Annotated in this window: 17 protein-coding genes and 1 tRNA gene; 2 read left to right on the forward strand and 16 right to left on the reverse strand. The window is 60.6% G+C overall.

Annotated features, from left to right (window positions below; translation table 11 throughout):
- Positions 1 to 6: 6 nt before the first annotated feature.
- The 6 genes from BUC24_RS15340 to BUC24_RS15365 form a co-directional block, all read right to left on the reverse strand.
- Positions 7 to 1,152, reverse strand: coding sequence for a nucleotidyltransferase family protein (locus BUC24_RS15340; protein ID WP_073217891.1), 1,146 nt, complete (start codon positions 1,150 to 1,152; stop codon positions 7 to 9).
- A gap of 18 nt (positions 1,153 to 1,170) precedes the next feature.
- The gene (gene galE, locus BUC24_RS15345; protein WP_073217892.1) at positions 1,171 to 2,169 is read right to left on the reverse strand and encodes a UDP-glucose 4-epimerase GalE; all 999 of its coding nucleotides are present in this window, start codon (positions 2,167 to 2,169) and stop codon (positions 1,171 to 1,173) included.
- Positions 2,170 to 2,246: 77 nt separating this feature from the next.
- The gene (locus BUC24_RS15350; RefSeq protein WP_073217895.1) at positions 2,247 to 3,527 is read right to left on the reverse strand and encodes a nucleotide sugar dehydrogenase; all 1,281 of its coding nucleotides are present in this window, start codon (positions 3,525 to 3,527) and stop codon (positions 2,247 to 2,249) included.
- Between the two features lie 83 nt (positions 3,528 to 3,610).
- Positions 3,611 to 4,720: a non-hydrolyzing UDP-N-acetylglucosamine 2-epimerase gene (gene wecB / locus BUC24_RS15355; RefSeq protein WP_073217898.1), complete on the reverse strand. Its 1,110-nt coding sequence runs from the start codon at positions 4,718 to 4,720 to the stop codon at positions 3,611 to 3,613.
- 96 nt (positions 4,721 to 4,816) lie between these two features.
- Complete coding sequence (locus BUC24_RS15360) at positions 4,817 to 5,509, reverse strand: CAAX prenyl protease-related protein (protein WP_073217901.1); 693 nt, start codon at positions 5,507 to 5,509, stop codon at positions 4,817 to 4,819.
- 6 nt (positions 5,510 to 5,515) lie between these two features.
- Positions 5,516 to 7,411: an ATP-binding cassette domain-containing protein gene (locus tag BUC24_RS15365; RefSeq protein WP_073217904.1), complete on the reverse strand. Its 1,896-nt coding sequence runs from the start codon at positions 7,409 to 7,411 to the stop codon at positions 5,516 to 5,518.
- 175 nt (positions 7,412 to 7,586) lie between these two features.
- Here BUC24_RS15365 and BUC24_RS15370 point away from each other — a divergent pair.
- Positions 7,587 to 7,661, forward strand: a tRNA-Arg gene (locus BUC24_RS15370).
- 23 nt (positions 7,662 to 7,684) lie between these two features.
- On the opposite strand, the gene BUC24_RS15375 is transcribed toward BUC24_RS15370, so the two are convergent.
- Positions 7,685 to 8,113: a hypothetical protein gene (locus tag BUC24_RS15375; protein ID WP_073217907.1), complete on the reverse strand. Its 429-nt coding sequence runs from the start codon at positions 8,111 to 8,113 to the stop codon at positions 7,685 to 7,687.
- 184 nt (positions 8,114 to 8,297) lie between these two features.
- On the opposite strand from BUC24_RS15375, the gene BUC24_RS26670 reads away from it, so the two are divergent.
- Complete coding sequence (locus tag BUC24_RS26670) at positions 8,298 to 8,486, forward strand: hypothetical protein (RefSeq protein WP_143167539.1); 189 nt, start codon at positions 8,298 to 8,300, stop codon at positions 8,484 to 8,486.
- A gap of 433 nt (positions 8,487 to 8,919) precedes the next feature.
- On the opposite strand, the gene BUC24_RS15385 is transcribed toward BUC24_RS26670, so the two are convergent.
- The 9 genes from BUC24_RS15385 to BUC24_RS15425 form a co-directional block, all read right to left on the reverse strand.
- Positions 8,920 to 9,327 carry a hypothetical protein gene (locus BUC24_RS15385; protein WP_073217913.1) on the reverse strand — a complete coding sequence of 136 codons (408 nt, stop codon included), beginning with the start codon at positions 9,325 to 9,327 and terminating at the stop codon, positions 8,920 to 8,922.
- 54 nt (positions 9,328 to 9,381) lie between these two features.
- Positions 9,382 to 11,184 (reverse strand): glutathione-regulated potassium-efflux system protein KefC, encoded by a 1,803-nt coding sequence (gene kefC / locus BUC24_RS15390; RefSeq protein WP_073217916.1) that lies wholly within the window; start codon positions 11,182 to 11,184, stop codon positions 9,382 to 9,384.
- Positions 11,174 to 11,749, reverse strand: coding sequence for a glutathione-regulated potassium-efflux system oxidoreductase KefF (locus BUC24_RS15395; RefSeq protein ID WP_073217920.1), 576 nt, complete (start codon positions 11,747 to 11,749; stop codon positions 11,174 to 11,176). Before BUC24_RS15395 ends, kefC begins: the two co-directional genes overlap by 11 nt.
- A 57-nt stretch (positions 11,750 to 11,806) precedes the next feature.
- Positions 11,807 to 12,379 (reverse strand): hypothetical protein, encoded by a 573-nt coding sequence (locus BUC24_RS15400; protein WP_073217923.1) that lies wholly within the window; start codon positions 12,377 to 12,379, stop codon positions 11,807 to 11,809.
- Positions 12,380 to 12,466: 87 nt separating this feature from the next.
- On the reverse strand, positions 12,467 to 12,853 hold the full coding sequence (locus BUC24_RS15405; protein ID WP_143167540.1) for a hypothetical protein: 387 nt from the start codon (positions 12,851 to 12,853) through the stop codon (positions 12,467 to 12,469).
- 82 nt (positions 12,854 to 12,935) lie between these two features.
- Positions 12,936 to 13,331 carry a RidA family protein gene (locus BUC24_RS15410; protein ID WP_073217929.1) on the reverse strand — a complete coding sequence of 132 codons (396 nt, stop codon included), beginning with the start codon at positions 13,329 to 13,331 and terminating at the stop codon, positions 12,936 to 12,938.
- 1 nt (position 13,332) lies between these two features.
- On the reverse strand, positions 13,333 to 14,499 hold the full coding sequence (locus tag BUC24_RS15415; RefSeq protein WP_073217932.1) for an acyl-CoA dehydrogenase family protein: 1,167 nt from the start codon (positions 14,497 to 14,499) through the stop codon (positions 13,333 to 13,335).
- 1 nt (position 14,500) lies between these two features.
- A complete protein-coding gene (locus tag BUC24_RS15420; RefSeq protein ID WP_073217934.1) occupies positions 14,501 to 15,355 on the reverse strand; it encodes an enoyl-CoA hydratase family protein in 855 nt (284 codons plus the stop codon).
- Positions 15,356 to 15,363: 8 nt separating this feature from the next.
- Positions 15,364 to 15,876 (reverse strand): MarR family winged helix-turn-helix transcriptional regulator, encoded by a 513-nt coding sequence (locus tag BUC24_RS15425; RefSeq protein ID WP_073217938.1) that lies wholly within the window; start codon positions 15,874 to 15,876, stop codon positions 15,364 to 15,366.
- Positions 15,877 to 15,882: the final 6 nt, after the last annotated feature.

The raw sequence follows: 15,882 nt of genomic DNA on the forward strand, positions 1-15,882 counted from the left end.
ATTTTTTTAACGACTCGGTTCAGGTAGTAATTCGGTGCGACGGCTCTGGCGCCGGTCGCGGGCATTGGCCCAGGACTCGGCCGCGACTTCGGAGATGTGCTTCATCACACCGTCGCGGCCGACATTATAATCTTTATAAACTATCATTTCATGTAAGCTTACATCGTGCAACACACGTGTATACTCGAATAATACGCTACGCACGATGGTGGCCCCCGAAAGGATGTGGCTGCCATGGCCAATCCAGGTCGGCCCCACAATGTGCACACCGGCCTCGATTTTGGCGCCGGAACCGATATACACCGGTCCTTCAATGGTGGTGCCCTCCCAGTCGATGCGCGTGTTCAGGCCCACCCACAAGCCGTCTTCCACCTGAATGCCCGGCACATTGAGCTGCGACACTTCGCCCTGCAGCACGCTTTGCAGCACTTGCCAGTAATCGGACACGGTACCGATGTCGATCCAGTTGAAGGCGCGCTGCTGGGCATAGAACGGCAAGCCCTTGCGCGCCAGCAGCGGGAACAGCTCGGAGCCAATGTCGAACGGCACCCCGCTTGGGATCAGGTCGATCACCTCGGGCTCGAAAATGTAAATACCGGTACTGATGAAATTCGACTTGGCCGCGGCCTGATCGGGTTTTTCCTGGAACTCGGTAATGCGCCCGTCGGCGTCGGCCACCACCACCCCATAGCTCGACACCTTGTCCCACGGGACTTCGCGCGTGATGACCGAGGCCAGCGCACCCTTGCGGCGGTGCTCGAACAGGGCCGACTTGAGGTCCAGGTCGATCAGGGCGTCGCCGCACAGGACGATGGTGGTCTCGTCGAAGAAGTTGCCGAACTCCTGAATTTTCTTCAAGCCGCCGGCCGAGCCGATCGGCTGCGGCACCACCTCGCCCTGGTCGTTGGTATAGCCTTCAAACGAGTAGCCGATCTGGACCCCGAACTGGTGCCCTTCGCCAAAGTATTCCTCGATCTTTTCGTGCAGGTAGCTGACGTTGACCATGATTTCGGTGACGCCGTAGCGGGCCAGGTGCTCCACCAGGTAAGCCATCACGGGCTTGCCCAGGATCGGAATCATGGGCTTGGGGAGATCGTACGTCAGGGGCCGTACACGGGTGCCTTTGCCGGCAGCCAGAATCATCGCTTTCATCAACGCAGTCCTTTCGGTTTACTTTGGCATGGTTTGCCATCGCCAGGAATCGGCACACATTTGCGCGACATCACGCTCGGCCTTCCAGCCCAGCTCGGATTGAGCGAGGGCCGGGTCGGCATAGCACGAGGCAATGTCGCCGGGACGGCGTGCCACGATCTGGAACGGCACAGCCTTGCCGCTGGCGCTTTCGAAAGCTCGCACCATTTCCAGAACACTATTGCCACGCCCGGTACCCAAATTGTACGTAACTACGCCTGGGCCTGTCGCCAGCTTGGTGAGCGTTTTGACATGACCAATGGCCAGGTCAACCACGTGGATATAATCGCGTACGCCGGTCCCGTCCGGGGTCGGATAATCGCCGCCAAACACGGACAGATTGGCGCGCCGGCCTTCGGCCACCTGGGCGATGTAAGGCAGCAGATTGTTGGGAATGCCGTTCGGTTCTTCCCCGATCAGGCCGCTTTCGTGGGCGCCCACCGGGTTGAAGTAGCGCAGCAGCGCGATGCGCCAGCTGGGGTCGGCCACGGCCAGGTCGCGCAGGATTTCTTCGATGAACAGCTTGCTGCGGCCGTAAGCATTGGTCGCCGAGAGTGGGAAGTTTTCGCGGATCGGCACCGAGGCCGGGTCGCCATACACCGTGGCCGAGGACGAAAACACCAGCGTCTTGACGTTGGCGGCCGCCATGGCCTCGAACAGCTGCACGCTGCCGGTGACGTTGTTGTCGTAGTAGCGCAGCGGCTGGCTGACGGATTCGCCGACCGCCTTCAGACCGGCGAAATGAATCACCGCATCAAACTTGTGCGCGGCAAAGGCGGCGTCCAGCGCGGCGCGGTCGCGGATGTCCGCTTCAATGAACGGCAAGGTCTTGCCGCTGATTTGTTCGACCCGCTGCTGTACGGCGCGCGTGGTGTTCGACAAATTATCGAGCGCGATCGGCTCGTGGCCTGCGGCCAGCAATTCAACGCAGGTATGCGAACCGATATAACCCAAACCACCGGTAACCAGGATTTTCATGGAGAGTCTCGCTTAGGGAATGAAGCAGAAGAAAAAAGGCAGGCCGGGCGCCAGGCTGGCGCCGGCCGGAATGCAGATTATAAGCGCCAGACCTGGATGCCCGCTTCGGTCAGCGCGGCAGCGTCAAAGCAGGCCTTGACGTCGATGAAGCAGCCACCCTTGATCAGTTTTTTCTGGAAGTCTTCCGGCGCCAGCGCGCACAATTGGTTGTGCGACACCGCTGCCACGATGGCATCGGCACGCGGCAATTCTTCCCACGACGACAGGGTCACGCCATATTCGTGCAGTGCTTCGGCTGCATCGGCAAACGGGTCGTGCACGAACACTTCAACCCCGAACGACTTCAGTTCGGTGATCACGTCGGCCACCTTGGAATTGCGCAGGTCGGCGCAGTTTTCCTTGAAGGTCAGGCCCAGCACGTTCACGCGGGCGCCCTTAACGTAGCTGCCGGCCGCGATCATGTTCTTGATCGTGGTTTCGGCAATGAATTTGGCCATGCCATCGTTGATACGGCGACCAGCCAGAATCACTTGCGGGTGGTAACCCAGCATGCCGGCCTTGTGGGTCAGGTAATACGGGTCCACGCCAATGCAGTGCCCGCCAACCAGGCCCGGCGAAAACTTGAGGAAGTTCCATTTGGTGCCGGCCGCCTTGAGCACTTCGGTGGTGTCAATGCCGATCTTGTCGAAGATGATGGCCAGCTCGTTCATCAGGGCGATGTTCAAGTCGCGCTGGGTGTTTTCAATGACTTTGCACGCTTCGGCCGCCTTGATGCTGGAGGTGCGGTGCACGCCCGGCTTGACGATTTTTTCGTACATGACCGCCACTTTTTCCAGCGTCTCGGCCGTGTCGCCGGCCACCACTTTGAGAATGGTGGTCAGGGTGTGGTCGCGGTCGCCCGGGTTGATGCGCTCGGGCGAATAGCCGACAAAGAAGTCTTCCTTCCACTTCAGGCCGGATGCTTTTTCCAGTTCGGGAATGCACACTTCTTCGGTGGCGCCTGGGTACACGGTGGACTCGTAGACCACGGTGGCGCCCTTCTTCATGAATTTGCCGACGCTGCGCGAGGCGCCGATCAGCGGGCCGAAATCCGGGTTGTGGGCAATGTCGACCGGGGTCGGCACGGCCACGATGATCATGTCGCACTCGCCCAGCAGCGTGCCGTCGCTGGTGTAGACAGCGTGCACGGCCTCGGCCATCTGGGCGTCGGACAGTTCGCGCGACGGGTCCACCCCGCGCAGGCAGGCATCGACCTTGTTTTGCGCGATATCGAAACCGATCGTGCGGCCCAGCTTGCCGAATTCGATGACCAGGGGAAGTCCGACATAGCCGAGACCAATGACGCCGATTGTGCTCATGTTCACATTACCTTTTTTTTGTTGTTGCGCCACGCGCTGCCTTTCGACAGCGCGCTGGCATGACCGGTTTGCAGTGCTTGAAATTAGCGCAGTTCTTGGGTCAGCACGGCGACGATGCGCTCGGCTGCCTTGCCGTCCCACAGATGCGGACGGCGGCCCTGCTTGCCCTCGCCGCGCAACACCTTGCGCGCTTCCAGCACGATGCGAGCAGGGTCGGTACCGACCAGCACGTTCGAGCCTTCGTCGACAGTGACGGGACGCTCGGTGTTTTCGCGAATGGTGATGCAAGGCACGCCCAGGGCGGTGGTTTCTTCCTGCAAGCCGCCGCTGTCGGTCAGTACCACGGCTGCGTCTTTCCACAGATTCAGGAAGGACATATATGCTTGCGGGCCGAGCAAGGTGATGTTCGGACCCAGGTCGATGCCGAAGGACGCCAGGTTGGCGCGGGTACGCGGATGCACCGGGAATACCAGCGGCAGCTCGGCGGCGATTTCTTTGAGGGCGCCGGCAATGCGGGTCATCATGGCGGCATCGTCCACATTGCTTGGACGGTGCAGGGTGACCACGCCATAGCGCCCGCCCTTTTCCGCCTGCGCCGCCTTGAAGGGTGCGCTGTCAAAGGCCGAGGTATCTGTGGCGCTCAGCTTGTCTGCCTGGAACAAAACGTTGTCGACCATGACGTGGCCGACATAATGAATGGCCGAGGCAGCCTTGCCTTCTTTTTCCAGATGCTGGACGGCCGACGGTTCGGTGACAAAGAACCAGTCGGTGATGCTGTCGGTAACCAGACGGTTGATTTCTTCGGGCATGGACAGGTCGCCGCTGCGCAGCCCTGCTTCCACGTGCGCCACCGGAATATTGAGTTTTTTGGCAGAGATCGAGCAGGCCAGGGTCGAATTCACGTCGCCCACGACCAGCACCGCGGCGGGACGCTCGGCAATGCACAGTTCTTCGAAGGCGACCATGATCTTGGCCGTTTGCTGAGCGTGGCTGCCGCCGCCGGCGCCCATGAAGATGTCGGGCTGGGGAATGCCCAGTTCTTCGAAGAACACCTCGTTCATGTCGCGGTCATAGTGCTGACCGGTGTGAATGATCTTGAATGTCAGGGCGCTTTGCGCCTGCAGGGCACGCACGATCGGCGCGATTTTCATGAAATTCGGGCGAGCGCCGGCGACGAGGTAGATCAGGGACATGGCGAGAAGAAATTTATCAAAAGGATAATTATAATGCCAAAAAGTTCTTTAGTGCTTTGCTAAATGCTAGCGTGCGCCGACTTTATGACCTGCTAATTACCAAAATGACCAATTTGACGTCATGACAACCCAAATCCCCAGTACGCCGTTGGTGACGGCATGGGCAATGACGGCCGTCCAGAGGGAACGCGAGCGCATGTAGAGCCAGCTGTAAGCCAGACCCGCCACGATGCCGGCCAGCCAGAGATTGTGTTCAAAACCAAACAGAACGGCGGCAATGGCCACGCTGCGCAGACTGATGCGAGCCGGTTCCACTGCCTGAAAATCGAGCTGATCTAGCCAGCGCAGCAGGAAAGAGCGCCAGAATAATTCTTCCATGACGGGCACCACCAGCGCCGCGCCGGCAATGCGCACCACCACCAGCAAGGCCTCGAGCTGGCCATTGCTGCGCGGGTCGTAGCCGCCCGGCGTGCCGATCAGCATCCAGCTGGCCGTTAAATTGATCCACAGGAAAAATACCAGCAGCCCGACTGCCACGGAGCATGCGGCCCAGGCAGCGCTTGGGCGCGGCCAGTGCAGCTCGGTATAGTGACGCCAGAACAGCGCCAGCGTCGCCAGCACCGCGACGGTCTTGACGGGGTACAGCCAGCGCAGCGATTCGGCTGCCATGCCTGCCCTGCCCAGCACTTCGGCCAGCAGCAGAAAACCCAGATACACCAGGAACGGCGCCACCCGCACCCAGCCAGCGTGGCTGAGCAAAGGCGCGCTGGCCCGTTCCTGACCGGCCATGGCGGCTTAGGCTTTCGAGCGCGCTTCGATCAATTCCCACTTCTCGAGTGCCTCGAGCAGGAGCTGATCAATTTCTTCGTAGCGCGTATTCATGCGCTTGGCGTCGGCCGGGTTGGTCTTGTAGAAGTCCGGCGCGTTCAGCTGGGCAGTGATGGCCGACTGTTCATCTTCCAGGCTGGCGATCAGCAGTGGCAGTTCTTCCAGTTCACGCTGCTCCTTGTAGGACAGCTTGGCCTTCTTTGCTGCCGGGGCCGGGGCCGCTGCTGCAGCAGGCTTGGCGGCCGCTTTTGGCGCGGCCACTGGCGCCAGCGCCTTGACGCGCTCCCAGTCCGTGTAGCCGCCCACGAATTCGCGCCAGCGGCCCTCCCCTTCGGCGACGATCACTTCGGTGACCACGTTGTCGAGGAAGGTACGGTCGTGGCTGACCAGGAAGACGGTGCCTTCATAGTTTTCCAGCAATTCCTCCAGCAGCTCCAGGGTATCGATGTCCAGATCGTTGGTGGGTTCATCAAGCACCAGGCAATTGGCTGGCTTGGCAAACAGACGCGCCAGCAGCAGGCGGTTGCGTTCGCCGCCGGAGAGCGATTTGACCGGCGAGCGCGCGCGCTCCGGCGCAAACAGGAAGTCGCTCAGGTAGCTCATCACGTGCTTGCGCTGGCCATTGACTTCCACGAAATCGCTGCCGGGCGCGATGGTGTCCATCAGGCTGGCTTCTTCGTTGAGCTGGGAGCGCATCTGGTCAAAGTAGGCCACTTCCAGCTTGGTGCCGAGCTTGACCTTGCCGCTGTCGGCCGTTTCTTCGCCCAGGATAATTTTCAGCAAAGTGGTCTTGCCGGCGCCGTTGGCACCGATCAGGCCGACCTTGTCGCCACGCAGTACGGTACCGCTGAAGTTGTCGATGATGACCTTGTCGCCGTAGGCCTTGCTGACGTTTTCCAGGTCCGCCACGATCTTGCCTGAACGCTCGCCGCCGCCCACTTCCAGCTTGACCTGGCCTTGCTGATCACGGCGTGCCACGCGCTGCAGACGCAGGTTTTCCAGGCGCTTGACGCGGCCCTCGTCGCGCACGCGGCGTGCCTTGACGCCCTTGCGGATCCACACTTCTTCCTGCGCGAGGAATTTATCGAACTTGGCGTTTTCGACTTCTTCGTTTTCCAGCAGCTCGGCCTTGCGGCTCTGGTAAGTGGTGAAGTTGCCCGGGAAGGACAGCAGCTTGCCACGGTCCAGTTCGATAATGCGAGTGGCAACGTTGTCGAGGAAGGAGCGGTCGTGGGTGATGAACAGGACCGAGCCCTTGAAGTCGCGCAGCAAGCCTTCCAGCCACATAATCGAGCGGAAGTCCAGGTGGTTGGTCGGTTCGTCGAGCAGCAGCACGTCAGGGGCCGAGACCAGCGCCACAGCCAGGGCCACGCGCTTTTGCATCCCGCCCGACAATGTACCCATCAGCATCTCGCCCGTCAGATTCAGGCGATCAAGCGTGGTGTCAACCTTGTTTTGCATGCTCCAGCCATCGGTGGCGTCGAGCTTGACCTGCAGATCGTGCATGCGGTCCATCAAGGCTTCATCGTCGCCCTGGCCGAACTGGCCGGTCAGCGCTTCGTATTCCGCCAGCATGGCGGCCTGCTCGCCCATCCCGGCTGCCACCGCGTCAAACACGGACATGGCCGGATCGAAAGTCGGTTCCTGCTCGACGTAGGCGATTTTCAAGCCTTGCTGCTGGACCAGCAGGCCATCATCGAGCTTGAAGCGGCCCGAAATGACCTTCAGCAGCGACGATTTGCCGGTGCCGTTGCGGCCGATCAGACCGACGCGCTCGCCGGTTTCCAGGGAAAATTCCGCGTGATCGAGCAGCGCGACGTGGCCGAACGCGAGTTGCGCCGACGAAAGTGAGATGACAGCCATAGTGAATTCGAGTTGCGTCGGCCCGTTGCGAGCGGCCAAATTGATGAAAGAAGGCGGTATTGTACCGATACTGGGCGGGGAGCATCCATTTTCCGCCCGGAGGTCGGCTATAATTGCGCTCGATTCACGACACCGGGTCTGGTTTGACCAACGCCGATCGCCGAATCACAGCGTCCTCTCCGTAGCACAATGGATAGTGCACATGCCTCCTAAGCGTGGGATACAGGTTCGATTCCTGTCGGAGGGACCAGTCTGCTGCCTCCCGCGCTCTCCCTATAAATTCGCCTGTGCAAGAGGACGGTTTTCGCAAGTCTCCTGGAACTGCGCGACACGCTGCTTGTTTTCGCTTGCCATTGCATCAAGCACAGCGCCCATCTGTGTATGCTTCTCGACCAGCGCATTGTTCTTGACGATCATTGCGTTGAGAGCCTGCATGGCTGCGCTGTCGCGGCGATCGACCGCCGCCTTTTCCTTGTCCAGTTCGGCGTTGCGTCGATCAATCTCGGCCGCCAGCGCTTGAATCTCGTCCACCTTTGCGTTGAAGACGCGCGCCTGCTGGTTGATTTCGGCGAGCTGGGCCTCGCACTTCGCCTTTTGCGCCGAGTTCGGCGGATTCTTTGCCAACCTGGCATCGGCACATAGCGCATGTTGGGTGAGCATGAGCGAGAATGCAAAAACGGCGGAAAGTTTGAATCGCTTCATCTTGTTTTTCCTCCAGCGCGAAGCAGCATAAACGATGAGCCTGACCAGCACCTGTTTTCTCCACCAAGCACTTCCATTGCGCTGGTCACACACTTCCATTGTACTTGACCAACAACAGGCACCGCCGCGACCGCTGCGCGCTTGCAGTACGATGGCGGGACCCAGACGAACCAGGAACGCCGCCATGATGATGACGGCGCTAGATCCAGGCAACCCTGTTGAAGTTGCCAAAGAGGCTCTTTATCCCTCGGCTGTTGTCGACTTGAAAAACAAGTACGCTTCAACTCTGCGCCAGCAAGACCAGCGGCGCAATTACGCCCCCTACCAGGACAAAAATGATCAGGAAAATGGAAGCGTACCAACGCAATGCTGACTGTGCGATTGGCGGCAAGCGTCCGATAAAACGGTTACTGGACTGAAGCGTCCCGCGGGTCGGATGGAACCAGAAGCATAGACATAAAATCGCCCACGGAACGACCAAAGTCGGGCCCACGAACGTCATAGCGAGCTGGCTCGCATTTGCTGAAACGTAGATGCTCCCGACCATTCCGAAAAATCCAGCGGCAGATAGAAGAAAAAACCACCAGCGATAGGGATACAACTTCGCAGCGAGGCGGGTAAAAAAAGATGGCAACATGGGTGAATCCCTTACGTGAGATGGGGCTGAACTGACGGCAGTGATTTCAAGGCGGCGTCGGACAAAACCTACCGCTTAGTCCTAGCCAAACAGCGAAAGGTTTGAACTGATTCATTTCTCATTCCACGCACAACGCCTTCCCATTATTGAACACCCATCACGAAATCGATCAGGCGTGATCACGCCAAAAAGAAGCATCGCGGCTGAGGACGGCGAGTAAGCACACCACGCCGCCAGTGTCGGAGAAGAGCACAAGCAAACTGGCGCACGTGATCCAGATTTGGCCCCAGGCCAGCATCACCGCTAAGGTCACGAAAATGGATGCAACAACGGGCAATCCCGAGACGCGTGCATACCCCTGCAGCGATCCGCCATGGCGCCTCGCATACAAGGCAGGTCGAACAAATGCGACGTAAAGGTTCAGACCCACAATCACCAACGCCAAGGCAACCAGGACCCAGGCTACAACGGCCGATTTGACCAGGCCAGGATTCGCCAGCGCAGAGTACAGCGAACCCAGTGAAAGCGCGATTGGAGAGGCGAGAAAAGCGACGATGGCCAGATTCCTGATAATCACTGCGTCACCCTACAGGAATTGTCAACGCGCTTCGCAGCGATGCTAGCCTCAAAATCAATCCCAGCCATTCTGCTGCTCCGCTTCCAGTGCGGCCGCATCCTGGGCAAACATATCCTCCAGCTCGTCGCGCGCCTGCTTGGCAGCGGACATGAACTGCTCCTGGTCTTTATAGAAGGGATAGATCTTTTCCAGGCCGTTCAAATTGCGCTCTCTGAACAGCATGGCGGCCTGGCGCGCGCGATAGGCGCCAAAGCCCAGCTCGCGCAGCACCTGTCGCCCCAGCATCAGGGCAGCTTCGAAGGTTTCGCGCTCGATGATGGTCACGCCACGGTCCTTCAAGTCGAACAGGTGGCTCACATTGCGCGCCCGCGCCATGATGGGCAGGTCAGGGAAGGTACGGCGCACCGCGTCCACCAGTTTCAAACTGTCGTCAATGTCATCGATTGCCACCACCAGCGCGCGCGCGCTGGCCGCGCCTGAGGCATGCAGCAGGTCGATGCGCGTCACATCGCCATAAAACACCTTGTTGCCGAACTTGCGCAGCAGGTCGATCTGGTCGGGATCGTGATCGAGCACGGTCAGCTTGATGCCGTTGGCCTTGAGCAGACGGCCAACGATCTGGCCAAAGCGCCCGAAGCCGGCAATGATCACGTGACCGTCGTTCTGTTCGATCTGATCGGCCTCGCGCCGTTTGTCGGCGCGGTGCAGCGGGGCGATGAAGCGGTCATGCGCAATCAGCAGCAGCGGCGTGCAGACCATTGACAGCGCCACCACCACGATCAGAATCGCGCCCACGCTGTCGGTGAACACGCGCGCTGCCTGCGCCGCGCCGAACACCACGAAGGCAAACTCGCCCCCTTGCGACAGCAAAAACGCAAACAGCGCCTGCTGGCTGCGCGGGATGCCAATCAGCTTGGCCAAGCCATACAGCACCGCTGTCTTGATCACCAAAAAGGCGGCAACCAGTCCCAGAATCAGCCAGGGCTGGGCCATGAAAACCCCAAAATCAATCGACATGCCCACGGCGATGAAGAACAGCCCAAGCAGCAGCCCTTTAAACGGCTCCAGATCGGTCTCCAGCGCATGGCGGTACTCAGAGTCGGCCAGCAGCACGCCGGCGATAAACGCGCCCAGCGCCATCGACAATCCCACCCACTGCATCAGGAGCGCGATGCTGATTACCAGCAGCAGCGAGAACGCGGTAAAAATTTCGCGCAGGCCGCTTTTGGCGATGGCGCGCAGCGCCGGACGGATCAGATAGCGGCCACTGAGCAGCAGCGTGGCAATCACGGCGACGATCTTGAGCGCGTCGACCATGTCCATGCCGTCGCCCCGCTCCGAAGCTGCACCCAGCAGCGGGACAATGGCGATCATGGGAATGGCGGCAATGTCCTGGAACAGCAGGATGGCAAACGAGGCATCCCCGGTGGCTGTGCCCTTCAAATTGCGCTCCTCCAGCGTGGCCAGGGCAATTGCGGTGGACGACAGCGACAGGCCGAGCGCGGCGATGATCGCCACTTTCCAGCCTATGCCAGCGAGCATGGCAGCCAGCGTCAATGCGGTAGCCACGCCCAGCACCTGGGCTGCGCCGCTGCCAAAAATAGGCCGGCGCATCGCCCACAAGCGCTTCGGCTCCAGTTCCAGTCCGATCAGGAACAGCAGCAGCACCACGCCAAATTCGGAGAAGTGCAAAATATCTTCCACTTCGCCGATAAAGCGCAGGCCCCACGGGCCAATCGCAATGCCGGCGATCAGGTAGCCGAGCACGGCGCCGAGTCCCAGCCGTTTCGCCACCGGTACGGCCACCACGGCCGCCGCCAGATAGACCAGGGCGTTGAGCAGCAGGTTATGTTCCATCGCGATTCAAATCCGATTCAGTGTAAGGGGTCGCGTGCGCCAGGGCGCTCAGGCGTTGGCGGAACGCGTCAATGTGGGCGTCGACCGCGCTATTGTCGATCTTGTGGGCGCCGTACAAAATGAGCGGGTTTTCCCACACCATGTGGCACAGTGCGACGGTCTGGCGAAATGGCGGCAGATAGTCTTCCAGCGGCCGGCCGTGGGCGCCATCGGCGCTGTAGTCGGACTCGCTGCTGCCGCAGCTAAGCACCAGCCAGTAACGCTTGCCAGCCAGGGCACTGGCGCCAGCGCCATAGGCCCAGCCGGCCTGCAGGACGCAATCGACCCATTCCTTGAGCAGCGCGGGCATGCTGTACCACTGGAAGGGATGCACGAACACGATCACGTCGGCGTCCGCCAACAGTGCCTGCTCGGCCGCCACGTCGATATGAAAATCGGGATAGGTTTCGTACAGGTCGTGCACGCGCACGCCTGGGATCGTGCGCGCCGCCTGGGCCAGGCGGCGGTTCACGCGCGACTTGTGGGTCGTGGCGTGAGCATAAATAACGAGGATTTTTTCTGACATTCCCGGGTTATAACATAGAAACTTTCAATGTTGGCCCCCGGGAATAACTTGCGGCCGTCAGAAACGCAGTACGGGATTCGGACTGTCGCTCGGCAATTCGTCGAGGAAGGCGCTGCAGCACCCTTTCAGGCGGGTTTCCACTTTCGTGATCTGGGTGGCATGCAGTACACGCGAGCCGATCACGCCGACAATGATGGCAAGTAGCAGCAGGCCGCCGCCGGAGGCGCCGAACAGGCCGGCGTTGTCATTGTCGGTCATGCCAATTGCCGTGCCAACCAACAGCATTCCGAGGACGAAGATGACCCAAGCGACGATCTGAAAATTGCGCCGCTTCGCACGATGTTCCTCACACAAGGCAAACGCGACTTTGGCCTTCTTTTGCACCAGCATGGCAATGACTGCGTACAGAATCAAATTGGCCAGGATGAAAAGGTACCAGCCCGGGTGATGCCAGGCAAATTTGCGCGGCTTTTCCATCTCGGCCGAGGCATTGCATTTGACGCAGCGTGCGGGCAGATCATGGCCGTGGGGGACAACGACGACTTTGCCTTTGCGCCAGCAGTTGCTGAGCGCCTTGTCGAAGGAAACGGCCTTGGGCGCGGCGTAGGGATTGAAGGGGGCAGGATTCAAGCGATGGCTCCATGAATTGATCTGGCCATCTTATTCAAAAATAATTACGAATAACAATTTATCTATTGCAACTGTTGTTTTCCATTCTCATTGGCGTTGTTGTCGATGACTGTCGGGAACGGATACGGCAGGGGCAGGAGGTGCGTTCGTGAGCGCTGACGCAGACAGGAGCCGCATCGCGTTCAGCATCGAGTAATGCATGCCAAACAGACCGATGACGAGCGTGATGAACATGGCGATCATCCATTTTAATTGGTGATGGATTGCCTTGTGTAACTCCACCCGCAAGCGTTCCATCTCGGCGCGCATTTCCGCGCGCAACATGTCAACATCGTGCTTCGTCGCGAGGGTGGGCAAGATGGTATCGAAGCGCGTTTCCAGAATGGTGAGCTGCCTGTCCATGTCCGCATCATAGGACGGGCCTGCTCCTCCAGCAAGCAGGCTCGGGTCATTGGGCAAAGGACTTGGACTCATCGTTTCTCCACCAGGAACAGTCACTTTACGCCAATGCAGACATGCGCACGTTTGGCGCGCATCAAATTTCGAGGCCCCTGGATTATTCCGTTTCCACAACCGCAGTCACTTCGATTTCAACCCGGGCCCGGTCTTCGATCAAGGCGGCAACCTGCACCGCGGTCATGGCCGGGTAATGGCGGCCGATCACATCGCGGTAGGCCTGCCCGACTTCCTTGCTGGCGCCCAGATACTCCTTTTTGTCGACCACGTACCAGGTCATGCGCACGATGTGTTCCGGTCTGGCGCCGGCTTCGGCCAGCACGTCGACCACGTTCTGCAGTGCCTGGCGGACCTGGCCGGCAAAGTCATCCGTGTGGAACTGGCACTGGCCATCCCAGCCGATCATGCCACTGACGTGGATGCTGCGGCCACTGGCCGCTATGCCGTTCGAATAGCCGCGGGCGCGCGCCCACCCTGGCGGTTGAAGAAAATCCATGTCAGCCTTTCTGTGATGCCGGCGCTGTCTCGCGCAGCAGTTCGCGCGCGATGATCAGCTGTTGTACTTCGGTCGCGCCCTCGTAGATGCGCAGCGAGCGGATCTCGCGGTACAGGCGTTCCACCGGATGCTCGCTGACGACACCCAGGCCGCCGAACATCTGCACAGCGGCGTCGATGACCTTTTGCGCCGTTTCGGTCGCCGTCATTTTTGCCATCGCCGCTTCCTTGGTCACCTTGTGGCCCTGGTCGCGCTGCCATGCAGCGCGGTAAGTGAGGAGTGCGGCCGCGTCGATCCCGGTCGCCATCTCGGCCAGCTTGGCCTGGGTGAGCTGGAAGTCGGCCAGGGTCTGGCCAAACATCTTGCGCGTGGTCGCATGGGCCAGCGCTTCGTCCATGGCGCGCCGGGCGAAACCAAGCGCCGCCGCGGCGACCGAGGTGCGAAACACGTCCAGCGTGGCCATCGCCACCTTGAAGCCCTGCCCTGCTTCGCCCAACCGTGCACTGGCGCTGACGCGGCAATCGTTGAACGACAGGCGCGCCAGCGGGTGCGGCGCAATCACATCAATCCGCTCGGCGATGGAAAAGCCGGGCGTGTCGGCATCGACCACAAAAGCACTGATGCCGCGCGCACCGGGCAACTCGCCGGTGCGGGCAAACACGACGTAGAAATCGGCGATGCCGCCGTTCGAGATCCAGGTTTTTTCGCCGTTCAGGATATAGCTGTCGCCATCCTGCACTGCCGCGCACTGCATGGCCGCCACATCCGAACCGGCCTGTGGTTCGGACAGGGCAAAGGCGGCAATCGCCTCGCCGCGCGCCACGCGCGGCAGATACTGCGCCTTGATGGCCGCGCTGCCAAACAGCGAAATGGTGCCGGAACCGAGGCCCTGCATGGCGAACGCGAAGTCGGCCAGGCCGTTATGGCGCGCCAGCGTCTCGCGAATCAGGCAGATGGCGCGCGTATCAATGGCGTCTGCGCCCTTGCCCACGGCATGCTCAAGCCAGCCCGCTTCACCCAGCTGGCGCACCAGCGTGCGGCAGGCCGCGTCCACGTCGTGACCGTGGGCGCCCGCCACATGCTGCGCGGCCCACGCATCCAGCGTTTGCTCCAGTGCGGCGTGGCGTTCATCGAAAAACGGCCACGCAAGATAGGTTTTGTCAGGCATGTCAGTCGCCCTCGAATTGCGGTTTTTCCTTGGCCACGAAGGCGTGGTAGGCGCGATGGAAATCGTTGGTCGCCATGCAGATGGCCTGCGCCTGGGCTTCGGCCTCAATCGCTTCGTCGACACCCATGTTCCATTCCTGCTGCAGCATTTTTTTGGTCATGCCATGTGCGAAGGTGGGGCCGTCAGCCAGCGCGCGTGCCATGGCTTGCGCTGCCGGCAGCAGCGCTTCCGGCTCGTGCAGGGCATTGAAAAAGCCCCAGCGCTCCCCTTCTGCACCCGACATCGAGCGGCCCGTGTACAGCAATTCGGCCGCCCTGCCCTGGCCTATCACGCGTGGCAGCAGCGCGCAGGCGCCCATATCGCAGCCGGCCAGCCCCACCCGCGTGAACAGAAAGGCCGTCTTGCTGCGCGCGCTACCGAGCCGCAGGTCCGACGACAAGGCCAGAATCGCACCGGCGCCGGCGCAAATGCCATCGACAGCGGCAATGACCGGTTGCGGGCAGGCGCGCATTGCCTTGACCAGGTCCCCGGTCATGCGCGTAAACGCCAGCAGTCCAGGCATGTCCAGCTGCGTCAAGGGTCCGATGATGTCGTGTACGTCGCCGCCAGAGCAGAAGTTCTCGCCTGCGCCGGTGATCACAATCGCCTTGATGTCGTCGGCATACGCGAGCGCGCGGAACAAGTCGCGCAGCTCGGCGTACGAATCGAAGGTCAGCGGATTTTTGCGCTCGGGGCGGTTGAGCGTGAGCGTGGCCACGCCGCCACTGGCCTCAAAGCGAAAGTGAGTGGCCTGGTAGCTGCCCAATTGGGCGCGGTTGCCGGGCAGTTGCTGCGCCTGGCCTGGAAGATATCGCATGGTCGTCCTTACTCTTTCTTGTCGTCGGCAGCGGTCAGGTGCTGCTTCATTTGCGACAGCAGTGTAATCAGCTGCCCTTTGTCGTCACTTGACATGTCCTGCAGCAGTTCGGCGATCCAGCCTTCATGCACCACTGCCATGTCGGCAAAGGCGCGCCGGCCAGCCTCGGTCAGCTTGACGGTGTACACGCGCCGGTCCTTCTGATCGGGCACACGCACGACCAGCTTTTCCTGCTCCAGCTGGTCGGTGATGCCGGTGATGTTCCCGCCCGTGACCATCATGCGGCGCGACAGCTCGCCCATGCGCAAGCCTTGCGGGTAGCGCTCGAGCTGCGCCATCAAGTCAAAGCGGGGCAGCGTGATGTCAAACGTGGCGCGCATGCGGCTGCGGATCTCGTTTTCGATCCGCACCGTGCACGAGAGCATGCGCAGCCACAGTTTGAGCGACTGGTGATGATCCTGCGTCAGGCGGCTGGCCAGATCCAGGTCGGCGCCTTCTTTTTGTTCCAGAGTGTCGTGCATCGTCGT

This window comes from Massilia sp. CF038 (assembly GCF_900129765.1).
Taxonomy (GTDB): domain Bacteria; phylum Pseudomonadota; class Gammaproteobacteria; order Burkholderiales; family Burkholderiaceae_D; genus Telluria_A.

Excerpts from the sequence above, each read along its gene's own strand:
- BUC24_RS15340 (WP_073217891.1), bottom strand. The coding sequence starts at position 1,152 with ATGAAAGCGATGATTCTGGCTGCCGGCAAAGGCACCCGTGTACGGCCC.
- galE (WP_073217892.1), bottom strand. The coding sequence starts at position 2,169 with ATGAAAATCCTGGTTACCGGTGGTTTGGGTTATATCGGTTCGCATACC.
- BUC24_RS15350 (WP_073217895.1), bottom strand. The coding sequence starts at position 3,527 with ATGAGCACAATCGGCGTCATTGGTCTCGGCTATGTCGGACTTCCCCTG.
- wecB (WP_073217898.1), bottom strand. The coding sequence starts at position 4,720 with ATGTCCCTGATCTACCTCGTCGCCGGCGCTCGCCCGAATTTCATGAAA.
- BUC24_RS15360 (WP_073217901.1), bottom strand. The coding sequence starts at position 5,509 with ATGGCCGGTCAGGAACGGGCCAGCGCGCCTTTGCTCAGCCACGCTGGC.
- BUC24_RS15365 (WP_073217904.1), bottom strand. The coding sequence starts at position 7,411 with ATGGCTGTCATCTCACTTTCGTCGGCGCAACTCGCGTTCGGCCACGTC.
- BUC24_RS15375 (WP_073217907.1), bottom strand. The coding sequence starts at position 8,113 with ATGAAGCGATTCAAACTTTCCGCCGTTTTTGCATTCTCGCTCATGCTC.
- BUC24_RS26670 (WP_143167539.1), top strand. The coding sequence starts at position 8,298 with ATGATGATGACGGCGCTAGATCCAGGCAACCCTGTTGAAGTTGCCAAA.
- kefC (WP_073217916.1), bottom strand. The coding sequence starts at position 11,184 with ATGGAACATAACCTGCTGCTCAACGCCCTGGTCTATCTGGCGGCGGCC.
- BUC24_RS15395 (WP_073217920.1), bottom strand. The coding sequence starts at position 11,749 with ATGTCAGAAAAAATCCTCGTTATTTATGCTCACGCCACGACCCACAAG.
- BUC24_RS15405 (WP_143167540.1), bottom strand. The coding sequence starts at position 12,853 with ATGAGTCCAAGTCCTTTGCCCAATGACCCGAGCCTGCTTGCTGGAGGA.
- BUC24_RS15410 (WP_073217929.1), bottom strand. The coding sequence starts at position 13,331 with ATGGATTTTCTTCAACCGCCAGGGTGGGCGCGCGCCCGCGGCTATTCG.
- BUC24_RS15415 (WP_073217932.1), bottom strand. The coding sequence starts at position 14,499 with ATGCCTGACAAAACCTATCTTGCGTGGCCGTTTTTCGATGAACGCCAC.
- BUC24_RS15420 (WP_073217934.1), bottom strand. The coding sequence starts at position 15,355 with ATGCGATATCTTCCAGGCCAGGCGCAGCAACTGCCCGGCAACCGCGCC.
- BUC24_RS15425 (WP_073217938.1), bottom strand. The coding sequence starts at position 15,876 with ATGCACGACACTCTGGAACAAAAAGAAGGCGCCGACCTGGATCTGGCC.